Below are 22,851 nucleotides of genomic sequence, written 5' to 3'. Positions count from 1 at the left end.
TTGCGTTTGCGGCCGTCCCTGGCCGCGCGTCCATGACGCTTTATCAGAGGTCGAAGTGCACCGAGGCCATGTAGCGGCGGCCCGTCGTGTACTTGGCTACCGGCATCGCGGTAATGCCGAGGTACTGCTTGTACTTCTCGTTGGTGAGGTTCATGCCCGCGAGCGTGAACGACACCTGCTGGTTGAGCTTCCAGCCGAGCGTGGCACCGAGGTCGCCATAGTCCGCCGTCGTGGCCGGCGGCGCACCGGCGATGTAGCCGCCGGCGAGGTACTTGCCACGCCAGTTGTACGTGACACGGGCGCTGAACGGACCCATTTCGTAGTACGGGCTGACCGAGTACGAGTTCTTCGAGTTGTACGGCAGCGAGCCACCGGAATCGAGCGTGCCCTTGGCGTACGTGTAGTTCGCCGTGACGCCGAAACCCGTGTCCCAGAACGCCTGCTGATAGCTCAGGCTGCCGCCGCGCACCTTGCCCGAACCGGTGTCGCGCGGACGGCTGATGCTGTACGTGCAGAAGCCATCCGCCGTGCAGAGTCCCTGCGCGACCTGGCGCGCAAAGGTCGTCGGGTCGGTGAACAGGCCCGAATTGAACTGCGTTTCCGGCGCCGAGTCCACGAAGGTGTAGTTCTCGATTTTCTTGTAGAAGCCGGTCAGCGCGATGTACGACTGCGGCGCGAAGTACCACTCCGCCGAGAGCGAGAAGTTCTTCGATTCGTACGGCTTCAGGTCCGGATTGCCGCCGGAACCGGTGAGCACCGAATCGTTGAGGAACAGGTTGTTCACCTGCATGTTGTACGGCGGACGCGCGATCACCTTGGCGGCGGCGAAGCGCAGCACGACGTCGTCGGCCAGGTCATAGGCCACGTTCAGGCTGGGCAGCCAGTTCTTCGTGGTCTTCGACGAGGTCTGCCACGAGCCCGCGGGTGCCGGCAGCACGGGGGCGCCGCTGTAGTTGAAGCCGGTGCCGTCGGTCTTGGTGTCGACGTAACGGATGCCCACGTTGCCGTGGAAATCGCCACCGGCGAAGTTCGCCTGCAGGTAGGCGGCGTTCGTCTTCTCAACCAGCTTGTACGTGCCATTGAGATAGGTGCCGGGGTCTTCGTTTCCGCCGTTCGTGTTGCGCACCCACGCGTACTGGGCGTCACGGTCCGGCATCACGTGGCTCGATGAGCCGTCCAACGCACCGCCGAACGCGTCGAGCGTATCGGTGAAGCCGCCGAACCCGAGGTCGGCAAGGTTAGTGGGCGCGTTGCCACCGTAGACATGCGCCTGCATGCCCTCCTCGTGGCGGTTCCAGCGATAGCCGAACGCCAGCTCGTTGAAGAACGAGTCGAAGTACTTCGAGAAGTCGAGCTGCGCATACGTATCGCGCGCCTGCGCCGAGTAATCGCCGTAGTTACCGGGCCAGCCGCCAAGGCCGGGGGCGTCGCCCATGTGCCAGTTCGCCGGGTCGCGCGCGGCGGCCGGATTGTCGAAGGCGAAGCCCTTGTTGATGTCCCAGGTATAGCCGCCGGCGTAGACCGGCTCCATCACTGCCTGGGAGATGTTGTTGTTGACGGCCTTGCTGTAACCGGCGGCCCCGCCAAGCTTCCAGCCGTCGCCACGATAGGTCGACTTCAGGTCGAAGGCCGACGTACGCACCACCGACTTGCGGATGTTGCTGTCGAACGTGCCCTGGGCGATCGCCGGGCAACCGACGGTGTCGTTGCCGCAGACGTGGCCGCCCGTGACGACGCCGTTCGGACCCTGGGTGAAGCTGGTGACGTTACCCGGCGTGGCGCCGGTGAACGGGTACAGCGACTGGTTCCAGTTGTCGAAGTTCTCGCGAACGAACAGGTTGTTGATGTCGATGTCCCAGTTGTCCGTGGGACGGATCTGGAAACCGAGGGTGGCGGTATCGCGCTTACGCTTCTGCTGGAACCATGCCGAGTTCACCTCGTCCGGCACCATGGCGTTCGGGTCGAGCGACCCGTTGCCGATGCCTGCGGCGACGGCCGGGCTCGCTGCCCACTTCGACACCGGGCTATAGCTGAAGATCTCGAAGCCCTGGCGGTCGATCTTTTCCTCGTAGTGCTGGACCGAGGCGATGACGCCGAAGATGTTGTTCGCGTCCTTCCAGCTGTACAGCGCCGAGCCGTTCGGGCGCGTGCCCGGCGTGGCCTGGTCGTTGTAGTTCAGGCCGAACGAGCCGCGAATGGTGTTCGCCGGCAGGTCGAGCGGCTTCAACGTGTGCAGCAGCACCGTGCCACCGAGGCTGCCTTCCGGCAGGCGTGCTTCCGGCGACTTGTAGACTTCCAGGCGACCGATGATTTCCGGCGCCAGCATGGTGAAGTCGAACCCGCGGTTCGGCTGCGCACCGTACTGCCACGGCGTCTGCGATATCGGCTGGCCGTTGAGGAAGGTGAGGTTGAGGCTCGGATCCGTGCCGTCGATCGACACACGGTCGCCCTGGCCGAACTGGCGGTCGATGACGACGCCCGGGATCTGCGTCATCGCTTCCGCGACGTTGGTGTTCGGGAACTTGCCGATGTCCTCGGCGGTGACCGCCTCGACAACGGCGTCGGCGTTGCGCTTGGTGTCGAGCGATTTCTCGAGACTGGCGCGGATGCCGGTGACGGTGATGCCCTCGAGCTGGGACGCCTTGGCGGCGTCGGCCTTTTCCTGGGCGGTCTGCGGCCTCGCCGGTGCGGTCGTGTCCTGTGCGGCCACCGTTCCGGTGAAACAGCAAAGCCCGGCGATGATGCTCGCCGTCAGCAGGTTTCTACGATGCGACATGGTGTCCTCCCCTCAGAGGATGTGTATCGACGATGGGCCTCGCGGCCCGCTTTTTTTGAACTGAGCCTGCGTTCCTTTCCCGCTCTTCAATGAGCGGTCGAACCGTGCAGGTAGAGACCGGCGGCACCGATCACACCCAACTGTCCGTGGTCCATCAGACGTACCGGCACTTGCTGGAGAAAGGCGCGCATGACGCCCTTGTTGAAAAACCTGGAGGCGAAGCTGCTGGCGATGAGGCGCTCACGTACCTGCGGCAGGATGCCGCCGGCGAGGTACACACCGCCGCGGGCGCCGTAGAGCAGGGCGAGATCGCCGACGAAACTGCCGAGCAGGCCGCAGAAGACGTCCAGCGCTTCCGACGCGGCAGCATCGCTGCCTTCGAGGGCTGCGCCGGTGACGGCGGCGGGTTCGGCCAGCGTCGCGTGCGTGCCGCGCAGCGTGGAAATGGCTCGATAGAGATTGACGAGGCCCGGCCCGGACAGCGCCGCCTCGTAGGACACGTAATCGCGGTCGCGGGCCAGTTCGCGAAGGATGTCCACTTCGCGCTCGTTGCCCGGTGCCAGCGAAATCTGCCCGGCTTCGGTCGGCAGCACCGTGGCGTGCGGACGTCCGGGCAACAACACGGCCGAACCCAGTCCGGTGCCGGGACCCATCACGAGAATGGGGCCTTCGGCGGGCGCGGCATCCGTTTCGATGATCGGCGCCGTCTCGTGGCGCTGCAGGAACTGGCAGGCGTAGGCCACGGCTTCGAAGTCGTTGACCACGGCGAGGCTTGCCAATCCCAGCGTCTGGCGGATATCGCCGATCGACACCGGCCACGGAAGGTTTTCGTTGACGATGGCATCGCCGAGGACGTACCCAGCACTGGCGACGGCGCAGTGTTCGATGGACACCTGTCCTTCCAGGTGCCCGACGAAGTCCTGGAGCACCGCCGTGAGGCTGGGCCAGTCGGCGCAGGCATAGCGCTCGTAGCGAAGCACGTCGATCGTGGCGGATTCGTTGGCGCGGCGGACGAGACCGATACGGGCATGCGTGCCGCCGACATCGGCGGCGAGGAACGCCTCCGATCGCGACGCACGCGGCATCTCCCGCTGATTGGCCGATTCCACCACGCCCCACCCCTTGGTTCTGTCTGTGACAACCCCTTGATGGCGGCGAGTCTTGGCTCGGATGACAACGTTGTCAACAGGACAAATGGCTAGGACAGGCGACATTTCATAACGCGCCGCAACAGGAAACGTTTGCGCCGGACAGGCCGAACTCGCCGCGTAAGCGCCTGTCGCAGCGCCATTTGCCGTTCGTCTTGCCCGTTCGGACCGTTGACGCGACGCGACATCGAAAGTGCGTACCCCTCCCGGGGGTAACGCACCGACGCCGTCTCGCGATTGACAACGTTGGGCAGGGAAGCCGATAAAGGGGCGGATCGGGGCGCGTCCGGCCCTGCGAGAGGGGAGCATCCATGTCGTCCAGCACGGCCGCCGTCCACGAGACGCGCCATTCCAGCCTGGTCCCGATGATCATCATCGGGGTCCTGTTCTTTATCTTCGGCTTCGTCACGTGGCTCAACGGGCCGCTGATCACCTTCGTCAAGCTCGCCTTCAACCTGGACGACGTGAACGCGTTCCTGGTACCGATGGCCTTCTACCTGTCGTACTTCTTCCTCGCCCTGCCCTCCTCTTTCATCCTGAAGAAGACAGGCATGAAGAAAGGCATGGGCCTCGGCCTTTTCGTCATGGCCATCGGCGCGGTGATGTTCGGTCAGTTCGTCACGATGCGCGTGTACCCGGGAGCGCTTACCGGCCTGTTCGTGATCGGTGCCGGTCTTTCGCTGCTGCAGACGGCGTCCAACCCCTATATCTCCATCCTCGGCCCGATCGAGAGCGGTGCGCAGCGCATCGCCTTCATGGGCATCTGCAACAAGGTGGCCGGCGCACTCGCGCCATTCGTCTTCGGTGCGGTGGTGATGAGCAACATCGGCAGCTTCGACAAGCAGATCGCCGCCGCAGGCTCGCCGGGCGAGAAGGACGCCCTGCTCGCCGCCTTCGCGGCGAAGGTGCACATGCCGTACATGGTGATGGCTGGCCTCCTGGTGATCCTCGCGATCTGGGTCGTGCGTTCCTCGCTGCCGGAGATCAAACCGTCGAGCGACAACAGCGAGCGCGCCATCGGCCACGACAAGGGCAGCCTCTTCAGCTTTCCGCACCTGTGGCTGGGCGTGCTCTGCCTCTTCGTCTACGTGGGCGTGGAAGTCATGGCCGGCGACGCGATCGGCACCTATGGCCAAGGCTTCGGCATGTCGCCGGCCGACACCAGCCACTTCACGTCATACACCCTGATCGCGATGCTCGTCGGCTACGTGGCGGGCCTGCTGCTGATTCCCCGCTTCGTCTCGCAGCAGCGCTACCTCGCCTTCTCGGCCATCCTGGGCGTGCTGTTTTCCATCGGCACCTACGTCACGAGCGGCTATCTCTCGGTCGCCTTCGTGGCCGCGCTGGGCTTCGCGAACGCCATGATGTGGCCGGCGATCTTCCCGCTGGCGATCAAGGGCCTCGGCCGCCTCACCGAGTTCGGCTCGGCGTTCCTGATCATGGGTATCGCGGGTGGCGCGGTCATTCCGGTGCTGTTCGCGCACCTGAAGCAGCACTTCGACTTCCAGGCGGTGTTCGTCTGCCTCGTGGTCCCCTGCTACCTGTACATCCTGTACTACGGCGCCGCCGGGCACCGGGTCGGTCAGCACGTGCGGGACTGAGGATTTCATCTTCGCTCCGTGACGGCCATCCGCTAGGATGGCCGTCCTGCTATCGAGGGTCGTAGATTGCGTAGCCCTACCATCAAGGACGTGGCCGAGCGGGCCGGCGTCTCGCTGAAGACCGTGTCCCGCGTCATCAACCACGAACCGTCGGTGCATGCGCGCACCCGGGAAAAGGTGCAGCGGGCGATCGACGCCCTCGACTACCAGCCCGACCAGGCGGCGCGCAGCCTGCGCAGTTCCCGCACCTATGCGCTCGGGCTGGTCTACGACAATCCGAACGCGCACTACGTCATCGCCATGCAGAACGGCGTGCTTTCCGTGTGCCGCGAGCGCGGCTTCGGCCTGCAGATCCACCCCTGCAACTCTTCCGCCCCGAAGCTCGCGGAGCAGCTCGCGGACCTGGTTCGCCGCAACCGCCTGGCCGGCCTCGTGCTTTGCCCGCCGATGTCCGAGCAGCCGCGCCTGCTTGCCTCGCTGACCGAGCAGAACGTGCCCTTCGTGCGCATCATCTCCGCGCGACAGGACCCCAAGGACGGCTGGCCCTGCGTGTTCGTGGACGACCGTGACGCCGCCTACGCGATCACCGAGCACCTGATCCAGCTCGGCCACCACCGCATCGGCTTCCTCTGGGGCGGCAAGGGACATCGCTCCAGTCCCGAGCGCTACCAGGGTTACGAGGACGCCTTGCGCGAGTACGGCATCGCGGTGGACAAGCGCCTCGTGGTCGAAGGCGACTATTCCTTCGACGACGGCTTCCGTGGCGCGCGCAAACTGCTGGCGCTGAAAGAACCGCCGACGGCGATCTTCGGCTCGAACGACGAGATCGCGGCGGGTGTCCTCGCGGCGGCGCGCTCGGGCGGCGTCGACGTGCCGTGGGAGCTCTCGATCGCGGGATTCGAGGACAGTCCGTTTTCGAAACAATCCTGGCCGGCGTTGACGACGGCGCGGCAGAACACGGAGGAAATCGGTCGCCACGCGGCGCAGCGGCTGATCGCGGAACTCGAACGCGAAAGCGACGACCACGTCATCGAGAACGAAGGCTTCAGCCCCGACCTCGTGGTGCGTGGATCGACGGCACCGCGGCGGCTTTGAGAGCATCCGTCCACTCGCCCTTCCTACGCGGTTTTAACGGCGCTCCCGTTATACTTTCGCGATGTCTCCGCCGCATCGTGCTTCGATGCACGTGCGGGACATCACGCGCGTCCCCCTAGCGGACTGCGCCCGAGCGCCGCCACTTCCGCGTTGCGCAACCCTTTCCCAGGACGGCATCCGGCCACGCCTGTGCGTGCCCGTCCGCGCGAAACAGGAGCACACGATGCAGGATTCCGCAGGGCACGACGCCCATTTCGGCTGGTTCACCCGCCGCCGCAAACACCTGAAGCCCGACGACCTGACCATCGTCGACGAGCCTATGCTTCGCCGCGCCGTCGGCGCCGCCGCTCTTGGCAATGCGATGGAGTGGTTTGATTTTGGCGTCTATGGCTACCTTGCCGTGACGCTGGGGCACGTGTTTTTCCCCGGCGGCAATCCGACCGCCCAGGTGATCGCCACCTTCGCCACGTTCACTGTCGCGTTCCTCGTGCGACCGCTCGGCGGCCTCGTCTTCGGCCCGCTCGGCGACCGCTTCGGCCGCCAGCGCGTCCTCGCCGCGACGATGATCATGATGGCGCTGGGCACCTTCGCCATCGGCCTGATCCCATCCTATGAGCGCATCGGTTTGTGGGCGCCGGGCCTGCTGCTGCTCGCCCGGCTGTTGCAGGGCTTCTCCACGGGCGGCGAGTACGGCGGCGCGGCGACCTTCATCGCGGAGTATTCGACCGATGCGCGGCGCGGGCGAATGGGTAGTTGGCTGGAATTCGGCACGCTCGGCGGGTACATCGCCGGTGCCGGTGTCGTCAGCCTGCTCACGACGCTGCTGGACGAAGGCGACATGCTCGCGTGGGGCTGGCGCGTGCCCTTCCTCGTGGCGGGCCCCCTCGGCCTGCTAGGCCTGTACATGCGGATGAAGCTCGAGGAGACGCCGGCCTTCAAGGCGCATGCGGAAGCGATGGAGGGGAGGGAGGACGCGACTCGCGTCGGTTTCGTCGAACTTATCGCCGTGCATGGCCCGCAGCTGCTGAAGTGCATCGGCCTTGTCCTGGTGTTCAACGTCACGGACTACATGCTGCTCACTTACATGCCCAGCTACCTCACGGTGACGCTTGGCTACGATGGGACGAAGGGCCTGCTCCTCATCCTGATCGTGATGCTGGTGATGATGCCCCTTAACGTGATCGGTGGTGGCTTCAGCGACAGGATCGGTCGCCGGCCGATGATCCTCGGCGCATGCGCGGCGATGTTCGCGCTGGCCATACCCTGCCTCCTGTTGGTGGGCACGGGTAACGACGCGCTGATCTTCACCGGACTGATGCTGCTCGGCATCGCCCTGGTGTGCTTCACCAGCACCATGCCCGCGACGCTGCCCGCGCTGTTCTACACGCCCGTGCGCTACAGCGCGCTGTCGATTGCCTTCAATGTGTCGGTCTCGCTGTTCGGCGGCACGACGCCGCTGGTCACGGCATGGCTGGTGGAACGGACCGGCGATCCGCTGGTGCCGGCCTATTACCTGATGGGCGCAGCCGTCATCGGCGCGGTCACGATGCTGTTCGTGCGCGAAACGGCGGGACTTCCCCTCCGGGGATCGCCTCCTGCCGTAGCCGACCATGCGGAAGCACGCGAACTGCTTGCGGGGGATGCCCCGTTGACGGTCGACGAGGTGCTGCCGGTACTGGCGATCGATACGATGGTGGAGCCGCGGTCGGCTTGAGATGCCAGACCGAAGGTCCTTGTTGCATGTCGCGCGAGTGCGCGGTTCACGCGGTGGCGAGCACCGCGATGGCAGCAATGGCCAGGACGATACCGCCCCAGTTCACCGGCGCCAGGCGCTCGCGGAAACCGAATGCGCCGACGACGGTCCCGAGCACGACGACGCCGACATTCATCGACGCGAAGACCAGGGACGGATCCTTCGGCAGGGCCTGGTGCCCGCGCACGTAGAACAAGATGTTCGCGAAGTTGGCCGCGCCCAACAGCACACCAAAGCCCAGGCTCCGCAGGGTAACGGACGCGCGGCGCGTGACCGCGCGCGCGAGCACCACGATCCAGCACGGCACCATGGCGATGAGGAACGAGGCGAGCAACGCGCTGGCGAAGGGCGCGCCGGCCTGCGCCACGAGCTTGAAGCAGATGTCGATCGCCCCGAATCCCGCGAACACCGCCAGCGGTGCGAGCCAGCCGCTGCGTTCCGCCGAATCGCGCTCCTTGCGCCATAGCACGCAGAGTACGGCCGCGAAGGCGAGGACGATGCCGAGCGACTTGGTACCCGTCAGCGTGTCGCCGAAGAACGCGAACGCCGCCATGAGCGAAAGGAACAAGGACAGCCGTTGCGCCACGTCGGTACGCACGATGCCGGCCGTCCGCACCGAACGTGCGAGCACGAGGAAGATCGCGGGGAGCAGGATGCCGAGGAGGAGCAGCGGCGTGTACGTGGCCTTGGCGTCGATCGCGGCCTGTGGCGTCGCACCGAGCAGCCACGCCGAAAGCAATGCGGCGACGACATAGTTCGTCGCGACCGCCTGCACGATATCGATCCCGTGCTTGCGCGCGAGCTTGAGAAGCACGGACACGGCCACGCTGAAGACGACCGCGAGGAGGATGTAGGTCATGCCAAGGGGTACGCCGTTATCGGGCGAGCTGAGCCGCTTCGCGCGCCAGCGCCTCGATGCCGGCCCAGTCGGAGGCGGCGAGCTTGTCGGCGGGCGTGAGCCACGAGCCGCCCACGCAGGCCACGTTCGGCAGCGAGAGGAACTCCGATGCATTCGCGAGGCTGATGCCGCCGGTCGGACAGAAACGAATCTGCGGGAGCGGGCTGGCCCAGGCGCCGAGCAGCTTCGCCCCGCCGGCGGGCACCGCCGGGAAAAATTTCTGGAAGCGATAGCCGCGTTCGAGCAACGCCATGGCTTCGCTCGACGTCGCCGCACCGGGCAGCAACGGAAGGTCATGGTTGTCGGCGGCATCGAGCAGGCGTGGCGCGCTGCCCGGCGACACGGCGAACTTGGCTCCGGCCTTGTACGCGTTCTCGAGGTCGCGGGCGGTGAGCACGGTGCCCACGCCCACGAACGCGCCCTCGACCTCGGCCGCGATGGCGCGTACCGCTTCGAGCGCCGCCGGTGTGCGCAAGGTCACCTCGATGGCGGGCACGCCACCGGCGACCAGCGCGCGCGCCATGCCGACGGCCTTCGAGGCGTCCTCGATGATCACCACCGGGACGACCGGGGCAAGGCGTAGGGTTGCCTCGACACGCTGTTGCTTGGCTTCGTTGCTCATGTCTACTCCAGTGGATCAGAAAACGCCCGCGCCCAGGTCGGCCGTGACGGCGGACTGGCGGAACATCGCGAAGAGTTCGCGGCCCATGCCGCTGTGGTGCACGGCAAGGTCGGCGGCGGCGGGTGTGCGCGCGTTCCATTCGTGCGCGTCGACCAGGACTTCCATCGTACCGGCGACGGCATCCACGCGGACGAGGTCGCCCGTGCGGACGCGCGCGATGGGTCCGCCCGCCTCCGCTTCCGGCGTGACATGGATGGCGGCAGGGACCCGCCCCGAGGCGCCGGACATGCGTCCGTCGGTGACGAGCGCGACGCGACGCCCGCGATCCTGCAGCAGGCTTAGCGTCGGCGTGAGCTTGTGCAGCTCCGGCATGCCGCGTGCGCGGGGGCCCTGGAAGCGCACGACGGCGACGAAGTCGCGGTCGAGGTCGCCACGGTCGAAAGCGGCCTTCACATCGTCCTGCTCGTCGAAGACGATCGCCGGTGCTTCGACCACCATGCGGTCGTCGGGCACCGAGGACACCTTGATGACGCCACGCCCGAGGTTGCCCTTGAGCATGCGCAAACCGCCGTCCTGGCGGAACGGCTCGTCGATGGAACGCAGCACGCCGCGATTGCCGCTTTCCTTCGACACCGGCTTCCACGTGAGCGCGGCGCCTTCGAGCACCGGTGCCTTGCGGTAATGGTGCAAGCCGTGACCCATGATCGTGTTCACGTCGTCGTGCAGCAGGCCCGCGTCGAGCAGCTGGTCGATCAGGAAACCCATGCCGCCAGCGTCATGGAAGTGGTTAACGTCGGCATAGCCGTTCGGATACACGCGGGCGAGCAACGGCACGACGGAGGACAGGGCGTCGAAGTCGTCCCAGCGCAGTTCCACGCCGGCGGCGCGCGCGATCGCGACGAGGTGCAGCAGGTGGTTCGTCGAACCGCCGGTGGCGTGCAGCCCCACCACGCCATTGACGATGGCGCGCTCGTCGACGATGCGACCGAGGGGGATATAGTCGTCGCCGAGCGTATCGATGGCGAGCACGCGCTGCACGGTGGCGCGGGTGAGCGCGTCGCGCAATGGCGTATCGGGTGCTTCGAAGCTGGCGCCCGGCAGGTGCAGGCCCATGATCTCCATGAGCATCTGGTTCGAGTTCGCCGTGCCGTAGAAGGTGCACGTGCCGGCCCCGTGGTAGGAGCGGGCCTCGGCTTCGAGCAACTCGGCGCGCGTGGCCTTGCCCGCGGCGAATGCCTGCCGCACCTTCGACTTCTCTTCGTTCGGGATGCCCGACGGCATCGGGCCCGAAGGCACGAATGCGCCGGCCAGGTGGCCGAAGCTGAGCGCACCGATCAGCATGCCGGGCACGATCTTGTCGCAGATGCCCAGGTACAGCGCGCCCTCGTACATGTCGTGCGACAGGGACACTGCGGTGGCCATGGCGATGAGGTCGCGCGAGAAGAGCGACAACTCCATGCCCGGCCGGCCCTGGGTCACGCCGTCGCACATGGCCGGCACGCCGCCAGCGACCTGCGCGGTGGCGCCGAGCAGGCGTGCGGTCTTGCGGATCAGTTCCGGATAGCGCTCGTACGGCTGGTGCGCCGAGAGCATGTCGTTGTACGAGGTGACGATCGCGAGGTTGGACGCATGGCCGTTGCGCAAGGCGTCCTTGTCGTCTTCCGCGCAAGCGGCGAAGCCGTGGGCCAGGTTGCCGCAGGACAAGTGGTGGCGCTTCGCGCCCTTGCCACGCGCCGCGTCGATCTTGGCGAGGTAGGCGGCGCGCGACGTGCGGCTGCGCTCGACGATGCGCTCGGTGACTTCGGCGAGGATGGGATGGATGGTCATGCTTACGGAGCCCAGTAGACGTCCACCGGCACGCGATCCTGCGTCAGCACGGCCGCGATCGGGAAGTCACCGCCGGCCAACGCCTTGCCGAGCACGTCCTTCTTGTCGTCGCCTTCGATGTGGAGATAGAGCGCGCGCGTATCGAGCACGCGAGGCAGGGTGAGCGTGATGCGCGGTTCGCCGGCGTCCGGAGCGCGCATGGATACGACCGTGCGCGTGCCGTTCGGGTCGAGTGCCGCGGCAAGGTTGTCGCCACCCGGGAAGAACGACGCCGTATGGCCGTCGCCACCCATGCCGAGCAGCACCACGTCGAACGGCAGGCCGAGCGCGTCGATGCGTTTGCCGACGTCGTCCAATGCGTCGTCCACGCTGTCCTTGTGCGCGCGGTCGAACAGCGGGACGAAACCCGCCGTGTGGGACTGGTGGTGGAACAGGTGCTCGGCGACCATGCGCGCGTTGGAACGGTCGCTGTCGGTATCCACCCAGCGCTCGTCCACCAGCGTCACGGTGACCTTCGACCAGTCGATCTCCTGCTCGGCCAGCACGGCGAACATCGTCTTCGGCGTGCCACCGCCGGACACGGCGATGGTGGCCTTGCCGCGCGCCTGGATCGCGGCCTCGAGCTTGGAGGCGACGTCCCGGGCGAGCTTGTCGGCGAGCGTGAGGCGATCGGCGAATTCGTGTCGGTTGATCTTGGCGTTCATGCGGCGTCCTCGGCCCAGGTTCGGCCATCGCGTTCGATGAGCGCCACGGCGGCGCTCGGACCCCAGGTGCCTGCGGTATACGGCTTCGGTGTGTCGCCGCTGGCTTCCCACGCGTCGAGGATGGGGCCGGCCCAGTTCCATGCCGCCTCGACCTCGTCGCGGCGCATGAACAGGGTCGGGTTGCCACGCACGACGTCGAGGATGAGCCGCTCGTAGGCGTCGGGCTGCTGCACGCCGAACGCCGCCGCGAAGCTCATGTCGAGCGGCACGTGGCGCAGGCGCAGGCCACCCGGACCCGGATGCTTGATGGTCAGCCACAGCTTCACGCCCTCATCGGGCTGCAGGCGCAGCGTGAGGCGATTGGGCAGGAGCGGACCACTGGTGGGATCGAAGATCGAATGCGGCAACGCGCGGAACGTCACCACGATCTCCGAGACACGATTGGGAAGGCGCTTGCCGGTGCGGAGGTAGAACGGGACGCCGGCCCAGCGCCAGTTACCGATCTCCGCCTTGAGGGCGACGAAGGTTTCGGTTTTCGACTGGTCGCTGCCGAGTTCGTCCAGGTAGCCCGGCACACCCTGCCCTTCGGCCGCGCCGGCGCGGTACTGGCCACGCACGGTGAGCTGCGCCGCGTTGGCGCCGTCGATCGGACGCAGCGAACGCAGCACTTTCAGTTTCTCGTCGCGCACGGCGTCGGGCGCCAGGGACGACGGTGGCTCCATGGCGAGCATGCACAGGAGCTGCAGGATGTGGTTCTGCACCATGTCGCGCAACGCGCCGGCACGGTCGTAGTAGCCGGCGCGATGGCCGACGCCGACCGTCTCCGCCACGGTGATCTGCACGTGGTCGATGTGCTGGGCGTTCCACAACGGCTCGAACAAGGCGTTGCCGAAGCGCAGCGCCAAAAGGTTCTGCACCGTCTCCTTGCCGAGGTAGTGATCGATGCGGTACGTCTGCGATTCGCCGAAGACCTGGGCCACCGCGTCGTTGATGGCGTTGGCGCTTTCGAGGTCGCGACCGATCGGCTTTTCCAGCACCACGCGCGAGCGCTCGCCGTTGAGGCCGAGCCCGCCGAGGCGCTGGCAGATGTCGGTAAAGATGTCCGGCGACGTCGAGAGGTAGAACACGCGGATGTGCGTGGGCTCCGCCGCCATCAACGCGGCGAACTCCTCCCAGCCGTCGGACTTCCGCGCGTCGAGCGACCGGTAGCCGATCATCCCGATGAAGGCGTCCAGCTGCGCCGGGACGATGTGCGACACGCCCTTCTCGACGGCGGCGCGAACCTGCTGGCGGTATGCCTCGTCGTCGAGGCCTTCGCGTGCCACGCCGATGATCCGGCTGGTCGCCTGGATCTGGCCGTCGGCAAAGCGGTGGTACATGGCGGGCAGCAGCTTGCGCACGGCAAGGTCGCCGGTGCCGCCGAAAATGACCAGATCGAAAGGTTCGATCGACTGGAGGGGAGCGCTCACGACAGTGGCCTCTTTAGGAGCGGGAAGAAATGCCTCCGGATCGTACCAGTGACATACCAGGACGTACCAGCCCCGTACCAGTCGCTCCTGTACGGGGTGACGTTTCACGCGCCGGAAACGGAATGGAAACGTTTCCATGGAAATTTCAATCGTGCAAACGTCTGTTCGACCGGGCGGCTGGTATGGCTGCCCGCCCCCGGTCTTGCCTCAGTGGTCGTGCATTGGTATGTTCGCCGGATGGAAACCGCCCTCGTCGCCGAGTACCAGCGCCTGCAACACGATCCGGCCACCCGGCAGCCGCTGGCGTACATGCGCCTGCGCCGCGCGATCCGGAACGTGATCGAAAAGGGCGAAGTGCAGGTGGGCCACGCGCTCCCCAGCGAACGCGACCTCGCCAGGGCCCTCACCCTGTCGCGGGTCACCGTGCGCAAGGCCATCGGTGGCTTGGTCGAGGACGGCCTCCTGACCCAGCGGCACGGGGCAGGCACCTTCGTCTCCGAGCGCATCGTGAAGCCGCTCTCGCGGATGACGAGCTTCACCGAGGACCTCCGCGCCCGCGGCCTCAATCCCCGTTCGGAATTCTTCGAGCGAGCGATCGGCGAGGTCACGCCCGAGGAAGCCATGGCGATGAACCTGTCGCCTGGCACGCAGGTGGTCCGCCTGCATCGCTTGCGTTACGCAGGCGACGAGCCTCTGGCCATCGAGCGCAGCGCCGTGCCGCTGGACCTCCTCCCTGATCCCTCCCTCGTGGAGGACTCCCTGTACGAAGCCCTCGACAAGCTGGGCAACCGTCCGTTGCGGGCGCTCCAGCGGCTGCGCGCGGTGGTGCTGGGGCCCGCGCAGACCCGATTGCTCCGCCTCGGGGCCGGCAGTGCCGGCCTCAACATCGAGCGGCGCAGCTTCCTCGACGATGGCCGCATCGTCGAGTTCACCTGCTCCTGGTACCGCGGCGATATCTACGATTTCGTCGCGGAACTGCAGAGCGACTGACGACACTCCAGGACATGACCAAACTTCCGCAAGACACCCTGATGTTCCGCGAAGCGCACGAGACCGCCGGGGTCGTGGAGCGGCAGCTCGCTGAAAGCGAAGCGGTCGTGAGCGCCTTGGGCGCGCACCTGCGTGCCAACCCGCCGCGCATGGTGATCACCTGCGCCCGCGGCAGCTCCGACCACGCGGCGATGTACGCGAAGTACGTCTTCGAGACGCAGCTCGGTGTGGTGACCGCATCGGCGTCGCCGTCGGTCACATCGATCTACCACGCGAAGCAGAACCTCGACGGCGCCCTCTACGTCGCGGTGTCGCAGTCCGGTAAAAGCCCGGACCTCGTCCGCAACGCCGAGGCGGCCAAGCGCGCCGGGGCGTACGTGGTGGCCCTGGTCAACGTGGTCGATTCACCCTTGGCCGCCTGCGCCGATGTCGTCGTGCCGTTGCACGCCGGCCCGGAGAAGAGCGTCGCGGCCACGAAGAGCTACCTGGGTGCGCTCGCCGCCATCCTGCACATCGCCGCGCGCTGGAGCGGAAACGCCGCCATCGGCGAGGCGCTCGCCGCCCTGCCGGCGCAACTGCGGGACGGCTGGGACGCGGACTGGTCCGCCTTGACCGACGGCCTCGTGGACGCGCACAACCTCTTCGTCGTCGGCCGCGGCTTCGGCTTTGCCGGTGCGCTCGAGGCCGCGCTGAAATTCAAGGAAACCTGCGGGCTCCACGCCGAAGCCTTCAGTTCGGCGGAAGTGAAGCACGGCCCCATGGCCCTCGTGGGTCCCGACTTCCCGGTGCTCTTCTTCGCGCAGGACGACGACACGCTGGACGGCGTCCTCGCCGTCGCCGCGGAATTCCGCAAGCGCGGCGCCAAGGTGTGGGTCGCCACGCCGGGCGGGCAGGGCGACGACATGTTGCCCCTGGTCGCGACCGCGCCGATCAGCGCGCCGCTCGTCACGGTACAGAGCTTCTACCGCGCGACCGCCGCGCTGGCCCTGAAGCGCGGCTTCGACCCGGACGTTCCCCCGCACCTCAACAAGGTGACGGAAACCATGTAGGGCTCGCCTGCCCGGAGGTGGGTAGACGAACAGAACAGACATTTGAGCTTGCAGAGGAAAGACCCATGACCATCGCCCTCGTCAACGGCCGCGTACTCACCGACAACGGATTCCAGGGCGGTTTTGCCGTGCTCGTCGACGGTGGCACGATCACCGGCCTGGCCTTGCCGTCCGATCCCCGCGTCCGCGCGGCCGAACGTCACGACCTCGGTGGACGCACGCTGCTGCCCGGTTTCATCGACTGCCAGGTCAACGGTGGTGGCGGCGTGCTGTTCAACGACGCGCCCACGGTCGATACCATCCGCCGCATCGGCGAAGCCCACGCGCGCTTCGGCACCACGGGCTTTCTGCCGACGCTGATCAGCGATGATGCGGACGTCATGGTGCAAGCCATCGACGCCGTGAATGCCGCGGTGGAGCAGGGCGTTCCCGGCGTCCTCGGTATCCACCTCGAAGGACCGTTCATCGCGCCGGAGCGCAAGGGCGTGCACGATCCGGCGAAGTTCCGCATTGCCGGTGCCGACGATATCGCGCTGGTGGCGCGCCGACATGGCGGCGTCACGCTCCTGACGCTTGCACCGGAACGCACCTCGCCCGAGGTTCTCGCACAGCTCGTTGCCTCCGGCGTCATCGTGGCGGCGGGGCATACCGCCGCCGACTACGACACGACACGCAATGCGCTGGCCACCGGCGTGCGCGGCTTTACGCATCTGTTCAACGCCATGACCCCGTTCACCAGCCGCGAACCCGGCGTCGTGGGCGCCGCGTTGGAAGACGCGGCCAGCTGGTGCGGCCTGATCGTGGACGGACACCATGTGCATCCGGCGTCGCTGCGCGTCGCCATCGCCGCGAAGGCGCGCGAAAAGATGATGCTCGTGACGGACGCGATGCCGCCGGTGGGCTCGGACAACCCGAGTTTCGTGCTGAAGGGCGAGACGATCACGGTGCACGACGGCGCCTGCAAGACCGCCGACGGCACCATCGCAGGGTCCGCGCTCGACATGGCCACCGCGGTACGCAACACCGTGCACATGGTCGGCGTGCCTTATGACGAGGCCGCACGCATGGCGTCGACTTATCCTGCCGCCTTCCTCGGCCTCGGCGCCACGCACGGCCACATCGCCGCCGGCTATCGGGCCGACTTCGTCGTCGTGGACGACACCCAGCACGTGATCGAAACCTGGATCGGCGGTTCGAAAGTCCACGGTTGAAGCCATAAAAAAGGCCGGCGCTCCGCGCCGGCCAGTTCCAGGGAGATCTCATGACGCACCCGGATACTTGGTCCGGGTGCGTCGTGGTTCCCGCCGTTAGAGCGAGAAGTCGTAACGCACGCCGAAGCGGAAGTAGCGCGGCGACTGGTACGCGACCGGACGACGATAGTCCGGGTTCACGTTCGGCAGGCCGGTATCATCATCGATCGTGTCAAGTTCGCCGGTGTCGATCTGCGCGACGGGGCGCTGCTTGCCCGCCAAATTGAACACCGAAGCGGTAAACGCCAGCGGCTGCTTCGCACCGGCCCACATCGGGCGGTACTCGGCATTGAGATCGAGGCTCCAGGTGTAGGGCAGGCGACCCTGCGAACCGCGCGGTGCCGGCTGGAGTCCGCACTCGAAGTACGACGCACCGTACTGGATCGCGTCGACCGGATCCTGGCCCAGGCAGTTCTTCGGACGACCCGTGGCCACGGCCAGGTTCGCGCCGATCAGCCACTCTGGCGTCGCCTGCCAGTAACCGTAAGCCTTCAGCTGGTGGGTGCGATCGTTCGGCAAGGGACCATTCGAGTACTGCATGATTTCGGGGGCATCCCAATCCTGCGTCACCGACGGATCGAGCTGACCGATATCGGACTTCAGCTGGCCTTCCGAGTTGCCGTAGCTGCGCGAGAAGGTGTAATCGACACGGGCATACCAGTCGTTCGCCAGCTGGTGCTCCAGGTAGAGTTCCAGGGCGTAGTACTTGCGCTTCAGGTCGGGGAACGCGACGCCTTCCGGCGACGTGAAGTCGTCCTTGGTCAGCTTGAACGGCACCAGCGAACCCTGGCCATCGATATCGACCATGAACGTGTTCGACTGGCCCGGGTTGAACAGGTAGCAACCCGGAATCGACGCGTTGCTCAGGTCGATGCCGTTGCGCGCAGCGTACTTCTCGAAGGGACGCGAGTCGCAGAAGTCATCGATGGAGCTCTTCAGCTTACGCACCGTCGCCTTGGCGCCGAAGGTCCAGTCGGCGTTGATCGCCTTGTCGAAACCGAGGATGTACTCATCCTGGAAGTAGGCGTCGATGCCCTGCGAGGCGATCGTCTTCGGATTGAGCGGCGTACCGTCTTCGCCATTGAGGTAGGCGCGGGTGCCGATCGGTGTGAGACCCGTGGGTTCGCCATTCGGGCCCACGCCCGTGTACGTGTAGTACTCGGAGTAGTACGTGGAGGCGGAAGCACCGCGAATCGCCACGTTCGACGGGATCGCGAGGTGGTAGCGGCCGGCGTTGGCGTACACCTTGAAGGTCGAGTCGCCGAAGACGTCCCAGGTCACGCCGAGGCGGGGTGCCAGCTGGTGACGCTGCTTCACGTAGGTAGCGCCATCGCCATTGATGTTCTTGAACTGTTCGTTGCGCAGGCCGATGGACGCCATCCAGCGATCGGTCACCTGCCAGCGATCTTCAATGAACTGGGCTTCCTGCTCCACCTTCACGTTCGCGCCGGTCGCAAAGAGACGCTTCTGGGCGAAATAGTCGACGCCGGGCGGCGCAACAATGCCGCGGCTCGGGATATCGCCAGCCGGCCCGTAGATCCAGCGGTAACCGCCTTCATAGACGTTGCCCGAGTACGATTCCAGCGTCTGGTTATCGACACCTGCGCGCAGATCGTGGGCGCCGAGAACGTATTCAACGTCGAGACGCCAACCGTGAGTCTTGTCCTGTGCACCTTCACCGAGAACCGTGCCATTGACGAGGCCGCAACCCGTGATGCGATCGGGCTGGGCCCGGTTGTCGACGATCCAGGGGCAGTTCGGATTGCTGGCATAGGACAGGTTGCGCTCATGGACGGTCTTGGTGTGGCCGTACAGCGCGTTGACCGTCAGGTTGTCCGTGATGTAACCGGTGTACTTGCCGATGTATACATCACCGCCAGGCGCGGACCCGGCCTGTGCATCGAAGTTTTTGAGGTTGTCGGTGCCGATGTATGCGCCGCGGGCGCTGCGGTTGTAGTCGTACGCGTAGACGCTGCGCTCGATGTTGCTCTTGTCACCGAGGCCCGTGATTTCCAGGAGGTGGTTGTCGGTGATGTTCCAGTCGACCTTGGCCAACCATTTCGTGGCCTTCGATTCCTGGTAGGTGCGCTGCGGCGCCACGATGCTGCTGGTATTACGGCTATCGGATCGAGTGAAGTCGCCGGCCGCGAACAGGAACAGCTTGTCCTTGATCAGCGGGCCGCTGATGTAGCCGGTGTACTGCGTGTCGGTGCTCTTGTTGCGGCCGCGGTCCTGCCACAGCGTACCGTCCTCGCGGTAGATGCTGCGGGGCTTCTGGCGCAGGCCCTGCGGCGTGACGTAGAGGCCGACACCGGCCTTCCAGTCGTTACCGCCGCGCTTGGTGACGATGTTGATCACGCCGCCGGTCGAGCGACCGTATTCCGCGCCGTAACCGCCGGTGAAGATCTGCTGCTGGTCGATCGCGTCGAAAGGCAGGCTGGTGAAGCCCAGGCCCGTGAGCGCGTTCGTGACGGAGTAGCCGTTGATGTAGTACTGGTTCTCGGATGCGGACGCGCCACCGAACGAAGCCACGTTGCCGTAACGCGCGTCGCCAGCCACGACGCCGGGCGCGAGCAAGGCCGCCGCAGTGACGTCACGGGCGAGCGGAATCTTCTGAAGCTGCTGGGCGGTCAGGACAGTACGGGAGTCGACGGACGAGACGTCGATGGCGGGAAGCACGTTGCCCGTGACCTGAACACCCTCGAGGTTCTGTGCCTCCGTATTCGTCGCGCTGGCTGCGCCGGCGAATGAGACGTCCACGCCACCACCGATGTTTACCTGGACATTGTCGCGGCTTTCGACAACCTGATCGCCTCGCTCGACAGTGACTTTGTAGACGCCGACCGGCAGGGAGCTGACGCGGTAACGACCATCGGCATCGACGGCGACCTTGCGGTCGAAACCGGTATCGACGTTGGTCAGATGAACGGAGGCGCCTTCAGGCTGCGAGACGCGGCCGAAAATGACACCCGAAGCGTTGGACTGGGCAAGCACGGCGCCGCTGGCAAAGCAGAGGGCGAGCGCGGTGCAGAGGGTTGAGCGGCGAAGGACGCCGTTACGGCGGGTGGAACGATGCATGTTTTGTCTCCCCAAAGAAACAGCAAGAAGGTCCGTCGCCGTGACTGGAATACGGACCTTTGTTCTCGATGGCCGCCTTTCGTGTCCGCCTCCACGCATCCTCCCCAGGATGGGTGGGTGGCCGACACGCCCCCGTGGCGCAAGAACCCGCGCCCCTACGGCAATCCGTTACGCTTGTAATCGAAATATTTCGCGGTCGTCAAGACCCCGTTAAGGTTTCGGTGAAAAAATCGTGACAGTCGAAGCACTTGCGAAGTACTATCCGCCACGTTCGGGTGGCCTTCCGGCGCAAGTTGGAAGGCTGAAACGGGAAGCCGGTGCGCCACCTGGGTGGCAAGGCCGGCACTGCCCCCGCAACGGTATGCGTCATCGGGAAGGCGTTTCGCGTTTTCCTGCGGTCCGGTCGTAAGCCACTGCGCAAGCGGGAAGGCGCCGGAGCCGGCCATCGGCGATGGCTGACGCGAGTCCGGAGACCGGCCCGATGACCGCCCGCCCCTCATGGGGTGGGTGTCCCTGTTTCGGTCGATTCGCGGAGGGCGGATCCGGACAGCTTCCGGGTTCCCTCCCCGTTCGCCGTTCGTCTGCGTCCTCCCTCGGCCCCGTGCGTTTGGCCGCGATGGCGGCAGAGGAAGACGGTGTGATGAAGAAGACCCTGCTCGCGACGGCGTTGCTGTCGACGACCGCCATGGCCCATGCGGCCGACGCGCCCGATCGGCTCGACGCCGTGGTGGTCACGGCCAGTCGTTTCGCGATGCCCCTGGACCAGGTGCTGGCACCTGTCACGGTGATCACGCGCGAGGACATCGAACGCCTGCAGCCGCTCAGCGTCCAGGACCTGCTCGCCGGACTGCCCGGCGTGGCCCTGTCCAATACCGGCGGCATCGGGCAACAGACCTCGCTGTTCATGCGCGGCACGAATTCCTCGCACACGCTCGTGCTGGTCGACGGCGTCCGGGTCGGCACCGTGGGCGCCGGCCTTCCCGCGTACGAGCAGCTGCCCGTCGAGCAGATCGACCGGGTGGAGGTGGTGCGTGGCCCGCGTTCCGCGCTGTACGGCTCCGACGCGATCGGCGGCGTCATCCAGATCTTCACCCGTCACGGCAGCGCAGGCGAAGCGCCGACGCCGACGATCGCCATCACCGGGGGTAGCCACGGGTATACGGCGGGACAGGTCGGACTTTCCGGCGGTACCGCGCACGGCTGGTACAACGCCAGCCTGGGCGGCCAGTACACCTCGGGCATCAATGCCTGCCGCGTCGGCGCCGCGGCTGCCTTTGCCGGCTGCTTCACCGACGAACCCGACCACGACGCGTATCGGACCTACAACGGCGCCCTCTCTGGCGGCTACCGCTGGGACGACGGCACGGAACTGACCGGCAGCTGGCTGCGAAGCAAGGGCGACATCCACTACGACGGCGATTTCCAGAACGTCACCCGGCGCTCGCAGCAGGTGGCGGGCGCGAAATTGTCCTTTGACGCACTCGCCGAGTGGCGCGTGTCGCTGGCCGTGGGCCAGAACCAGGACCGCGCCGACAACTATCTCGACGGTGCCGACAAGACGCTGGATTTCGTGCACTACGGCGTCGACGACGCGCGCGTGGGCTACCTCTATTCGAAGCGCAACCAGGCCTCCTGGCAGAACGACATCACGCTGACGAAGGACCAGGTCCTTACCGCGGGTGTCGATTTCCAGCAGGAAAAGCTGGAGAGCGATACCGCCTACCTCGCCGATTCGCGCAATAACACGGGCGTCTTCGTGCTTTACCGTGGCCTGTTCGGGCCGCATGAGCTCGAACTTTCCGCCCGCCACGACCACAACACCCAGTTCGGCAACCACACGACGGGTTCCGCGGCGTATGGCTTCCGCTTCGACAGCGGCATGAAGATCACGGCGTCTTATGGCACGGCCTTCCATGCGCCGACCTTCAACGACGAGTTCTATCCCTACGGCACGCCGGTAAACCTCAAACCCGAGAAGTCGCGCACGGCGGAGATCGGCCTCTCCGCGCGGCCGGGCATCTGGACCTGGGCCGTGAACGCCTACCGCACCGATGTCGACGACCTGATCGGCTTCGACGCCAGTTTCCTGCCGATCAACGTGAGCAAGGCCCGTATCCGCGGTCTCGAAGGCCAGGCAGGCGCGGACGTCGACGGCTGGCACGTCCGCGGCTACCTCACGTTCCAGCAGCCGGAAAATCGTGACGGTGGCGTCCAGCAGGACAACCTGCTCGCCCGCCGGCCGCGGCGCATCGCCCGCGCGGATATCGACAAGGACATGGGCACCTTCACCGTCGGCGGCTCGCTGAACGCCGCCGGGTACAGCTACGACGACGCGGCCAATACTCGTCGACTGGGCGGCTACACCACCGCGGACCTTCGCGCGACCTGGCACGTGGCGCCCGACTGGAGCGTCCAGGGCCGTGTCGCCAACGTGGCGGACAAGCGCTACGAGACGGCGGCGTACTTCAACCAGCTGGGCCGGACCTACTACCTCACGCTGCGTTATTCACCGGTCCGTTAGCCATGACGAATGTGGGAGTCTCACGCATACGCTGCCCCCCTGCCTTCCGGCAGGGGCCCCACTAAAGGCA

Annotated in this window: 15 protein-coding genes and 1 riboswitch; of the genes, 7 read left to right on the top strand and 8 right to left on the bottom strand. The window is 66.2% G+C overall.

The annotated features are described in order from the left end of the window. Positions 1-43: 43 nt before the first annotated feature. Both ACQKIE_RS09215 and glk read right to left on the bottom strand, forming a co-directional pair. Positions 44-2,776 carry a TonB-dependent receptor gene (locus ACQKIE_RS09215; RefSeq protein ID WP_427458172.1) on the bottom strand — a complete coding sequence of 911 codons (2,733 nt, stop codon included), beginning with the start codon at positions 2,774-2,776 and terminating at the stop codon, positions 44-46. 86 nt (positions 2,777-2,862) lie between these two features. Further along, positions 2,863-3,888 (bottom strand): glucokinase, encoded by a 1,026-nt coding sequence (gene glk / locus ACQKIE_RS09210; protein ID WP_427458170.1) that lies wholly within the window; start codon positions 3,886-3,888, stop codon positions 2,863-2,865. Between the two features lie 347 nt (positions 3,889-4,235). On the opposite strand from glk, the gene ACQKIE_RS09205 reads away from it, so the two are divergent. The 3 genes from ACQKIE_RS09205 (at position 4,236) to proP (ending at position 8,334) form a co-directional block, all read left to right on the top strand. Further along, complete coding sequence (locus ACQKIE_RS09205) at positions 4,236-5,525, top strand: sugar MFS transporter (RefSeq protein WP_427458168.1); 1,290 nt, start codon at positions 4,236-4,238, stop codon at positions 5,523-5,525. Positions 5,526-5,591: 66 nt separating this feature from the next. Then, complete coding sequence (locus ACQKIE_RS09200; RefSeq protein WP_427458166.1) at positions 5,592-6,620, top strand: LacI family DNA-binding transcriptional regulator; 1,029 nt, start codon at positions 5,592-5,594, stop codon at positions 6,618-6,620. Between the two features lie 223 nt (positions 6,621-6,843). After that, a complete protein-coding gene (gene proP, locus ACQKIE_RS09195; RefSeq protein ID WP_427458164.1) occupies positions 6,844-8,334 on the top strand; it encodes a glycine betaine/L-proline transporter ProP in 1,491 nt (496 codons plus the stop codon). A 46-nt stretch (positions 8,335-8,380) separates the two neighbouring features. Here the strand turns inward: proP and ACQKIE_RS09190 are convergent, their stop codons facing one another. Genes ACQKIE_RS09190 through zwf form a run of 5 tightly spaced genes read right to left on the bottom strand, consistent with a single transcriptional unit; the run spans position 8,381 to position 13,893 of the window. Beyond that, positions 8,381-9,232: an EamA/RhaT family transporter gene (locus tag ACQKIE_RS09190; protein ID WP_427458162.1), complete on the bottom strand. Its 852-nt coding sequence runs from the start codon at positions 9,230-9,232 to the stop codon at positions 8,381-8,383. A gap of 16 nt (positions 9,233-9,248) precedes the next feature. After that, the gene (eda, locus tag ACQKIE_RS09185) at positions 9,249-9,893 is read right to left on the bottom strand and encodes a bifunctional 4-hydroxy-2-oxoglutarate aldolase/2-dehydro-3-deoxy-phosphogluconate aldolase (protein ID WP_427458160.1); all 645 of its coding nucleotides are present in this window, start codon (positions 9,891-9,893) and stop codon (positions 9,249-9,251) included. A 15-nt stretch (positions 9,894-9,908) separates the two neighbouring features. Beyond that, the gene (gene edd, locus ACQKIE_RS09180; protein ID WP_427458158.1) at positions 9,909-11,720 is read right to left on the bottom strand and encodes a phosphogluconate dehydratase; all 1,812 of its coding nucleotides are present in this window, start codon (positions 11,718-11,720) and stop codon (positions 9,909-9,911) included. 2 nt (positions 11,721-11,722) lie between these two features. Continuing rightward, positions 11,723-12,424 (bottom strand): 6-phosphogluconolactonase, encoded by a 702-nt coding sequence (gene pgl, locus ACQKIE_RS09175; RefSeq protein ID WP_427458156.1) that lies wholly within the window; start codon positions 12,422-12,424, stop codon positions 11,723-11,725. Next, positions 12,421-13,893 (bottom strand): glucose-6-phosphate dehydrogenase, encoded by a 1,473-nt coding sequence (zwf, locus tag ACQKIE_RS09170; protein ID WP_427458154.1) that lies wholly within the window; start codon positions 13,891-13,893, stop codon positions 12,421-12,423. The genes pgl and zwf overlap by 4 nt, the downstream gene beginning before the upstream one ends. A 237-nt stretch (positions 13,894-14,130) precedes the next feature. Between zwf and ACQKIE_RS09165 the strand changes: the two genes are divergently transcribed. The 3 genes from ACQKIE_RS09165 (at position 14,131) to nagA (ending at position 17,143) form a co-directional block, all read left to right on the top strand. Next, the gene (locus ACQKIE_RS09165; RefSeq protein ID WP_427458152.1) at positions 14,131-14,883 is read left to right on the top strand and encodes a GntR family transcriptional regulator; all 753 of its coding nucleotides are present in this window, start codon (positions 14,131-14,133) and stop codon (positions 14,881-14,883) included. A gap of 14 nt (positions 14,884-14,897) precedes the next feature. Continuing rightward, a complete protein-coding gene (locus ACQKIE_RS09160) occupies positions 14,898-15,932 on the top strand; it encodes an SIS domain-containing protein (protein ID WP_427458150.1) in 1,035 nt (344 codons plus the stop codon). Positions 15,933-15,997: 65 nt separating this feature from the next. Beyond that, positions 15,998-17,143 (top strand): N-acetylglucosamine-6-phosphate deacetylase, encoded by a 1,146-nt coding sequence (nagA, locus tag ACQKIE_RS09155; protein WP_427458148.1) that lies wholly within the window; start codon positions 15,998-16,000, stop codon positions 17,141-17,143. Between the two features lie 96 nt (positions 17,144-17,239). On the opposite strand, the gene ACQKIE_RS09150 is transcribed toward nagA, so the two are convergent. Continuing rightward, on the bottom strand, positions 17,240-20,260 hold the full coding sequence (locus tag ACQKIE_RS09150) for a TonB-dependent receptor (protein ID WP_427458146.1): 3,021 nt from the start codon (positions 20,258-20,260) through the stop codon (positions 17,240-17,242). Positions 20,261-20,516: 256 nt separating this feature from the next. Next, positions 20,517-20,756, top strand: a riboswitch (cobalamin riboswitch). Between the two features lie 144 nt (positions 20,757-20,900). Here ACQKIE_RS09150 and ACQKIE_RS09145 point away from each other — a divergent pair. After that, positions 20,901-22,781 (top strand): TonB-dependent receptor domain-containing protein, encoded by a 1,881-nt coding sequence (locus tag ACQKIE_RS09145; RefSeq protein WP_427458144.1) that lies wholly within the window; start codon positions 20,901-20,903, stop codon positions 22,779-22,781. Positions 22,782-22,851: the final 70 nt, after the last annotated feature.

This window comes from Luteibacter sp. NPDC031894 (genome assembly GCF_050273135.1).
Lineage (GTDB): Bacteria > Pseudomonadota > Gammaproteobacteria > Xanthomonadales > Rhodanobacteraceae > Luteibacter.
Note: the sequence above shows the minus strand (reverse complement) of the source record. Positions and strands in the feature narration are given on the sequence as shown.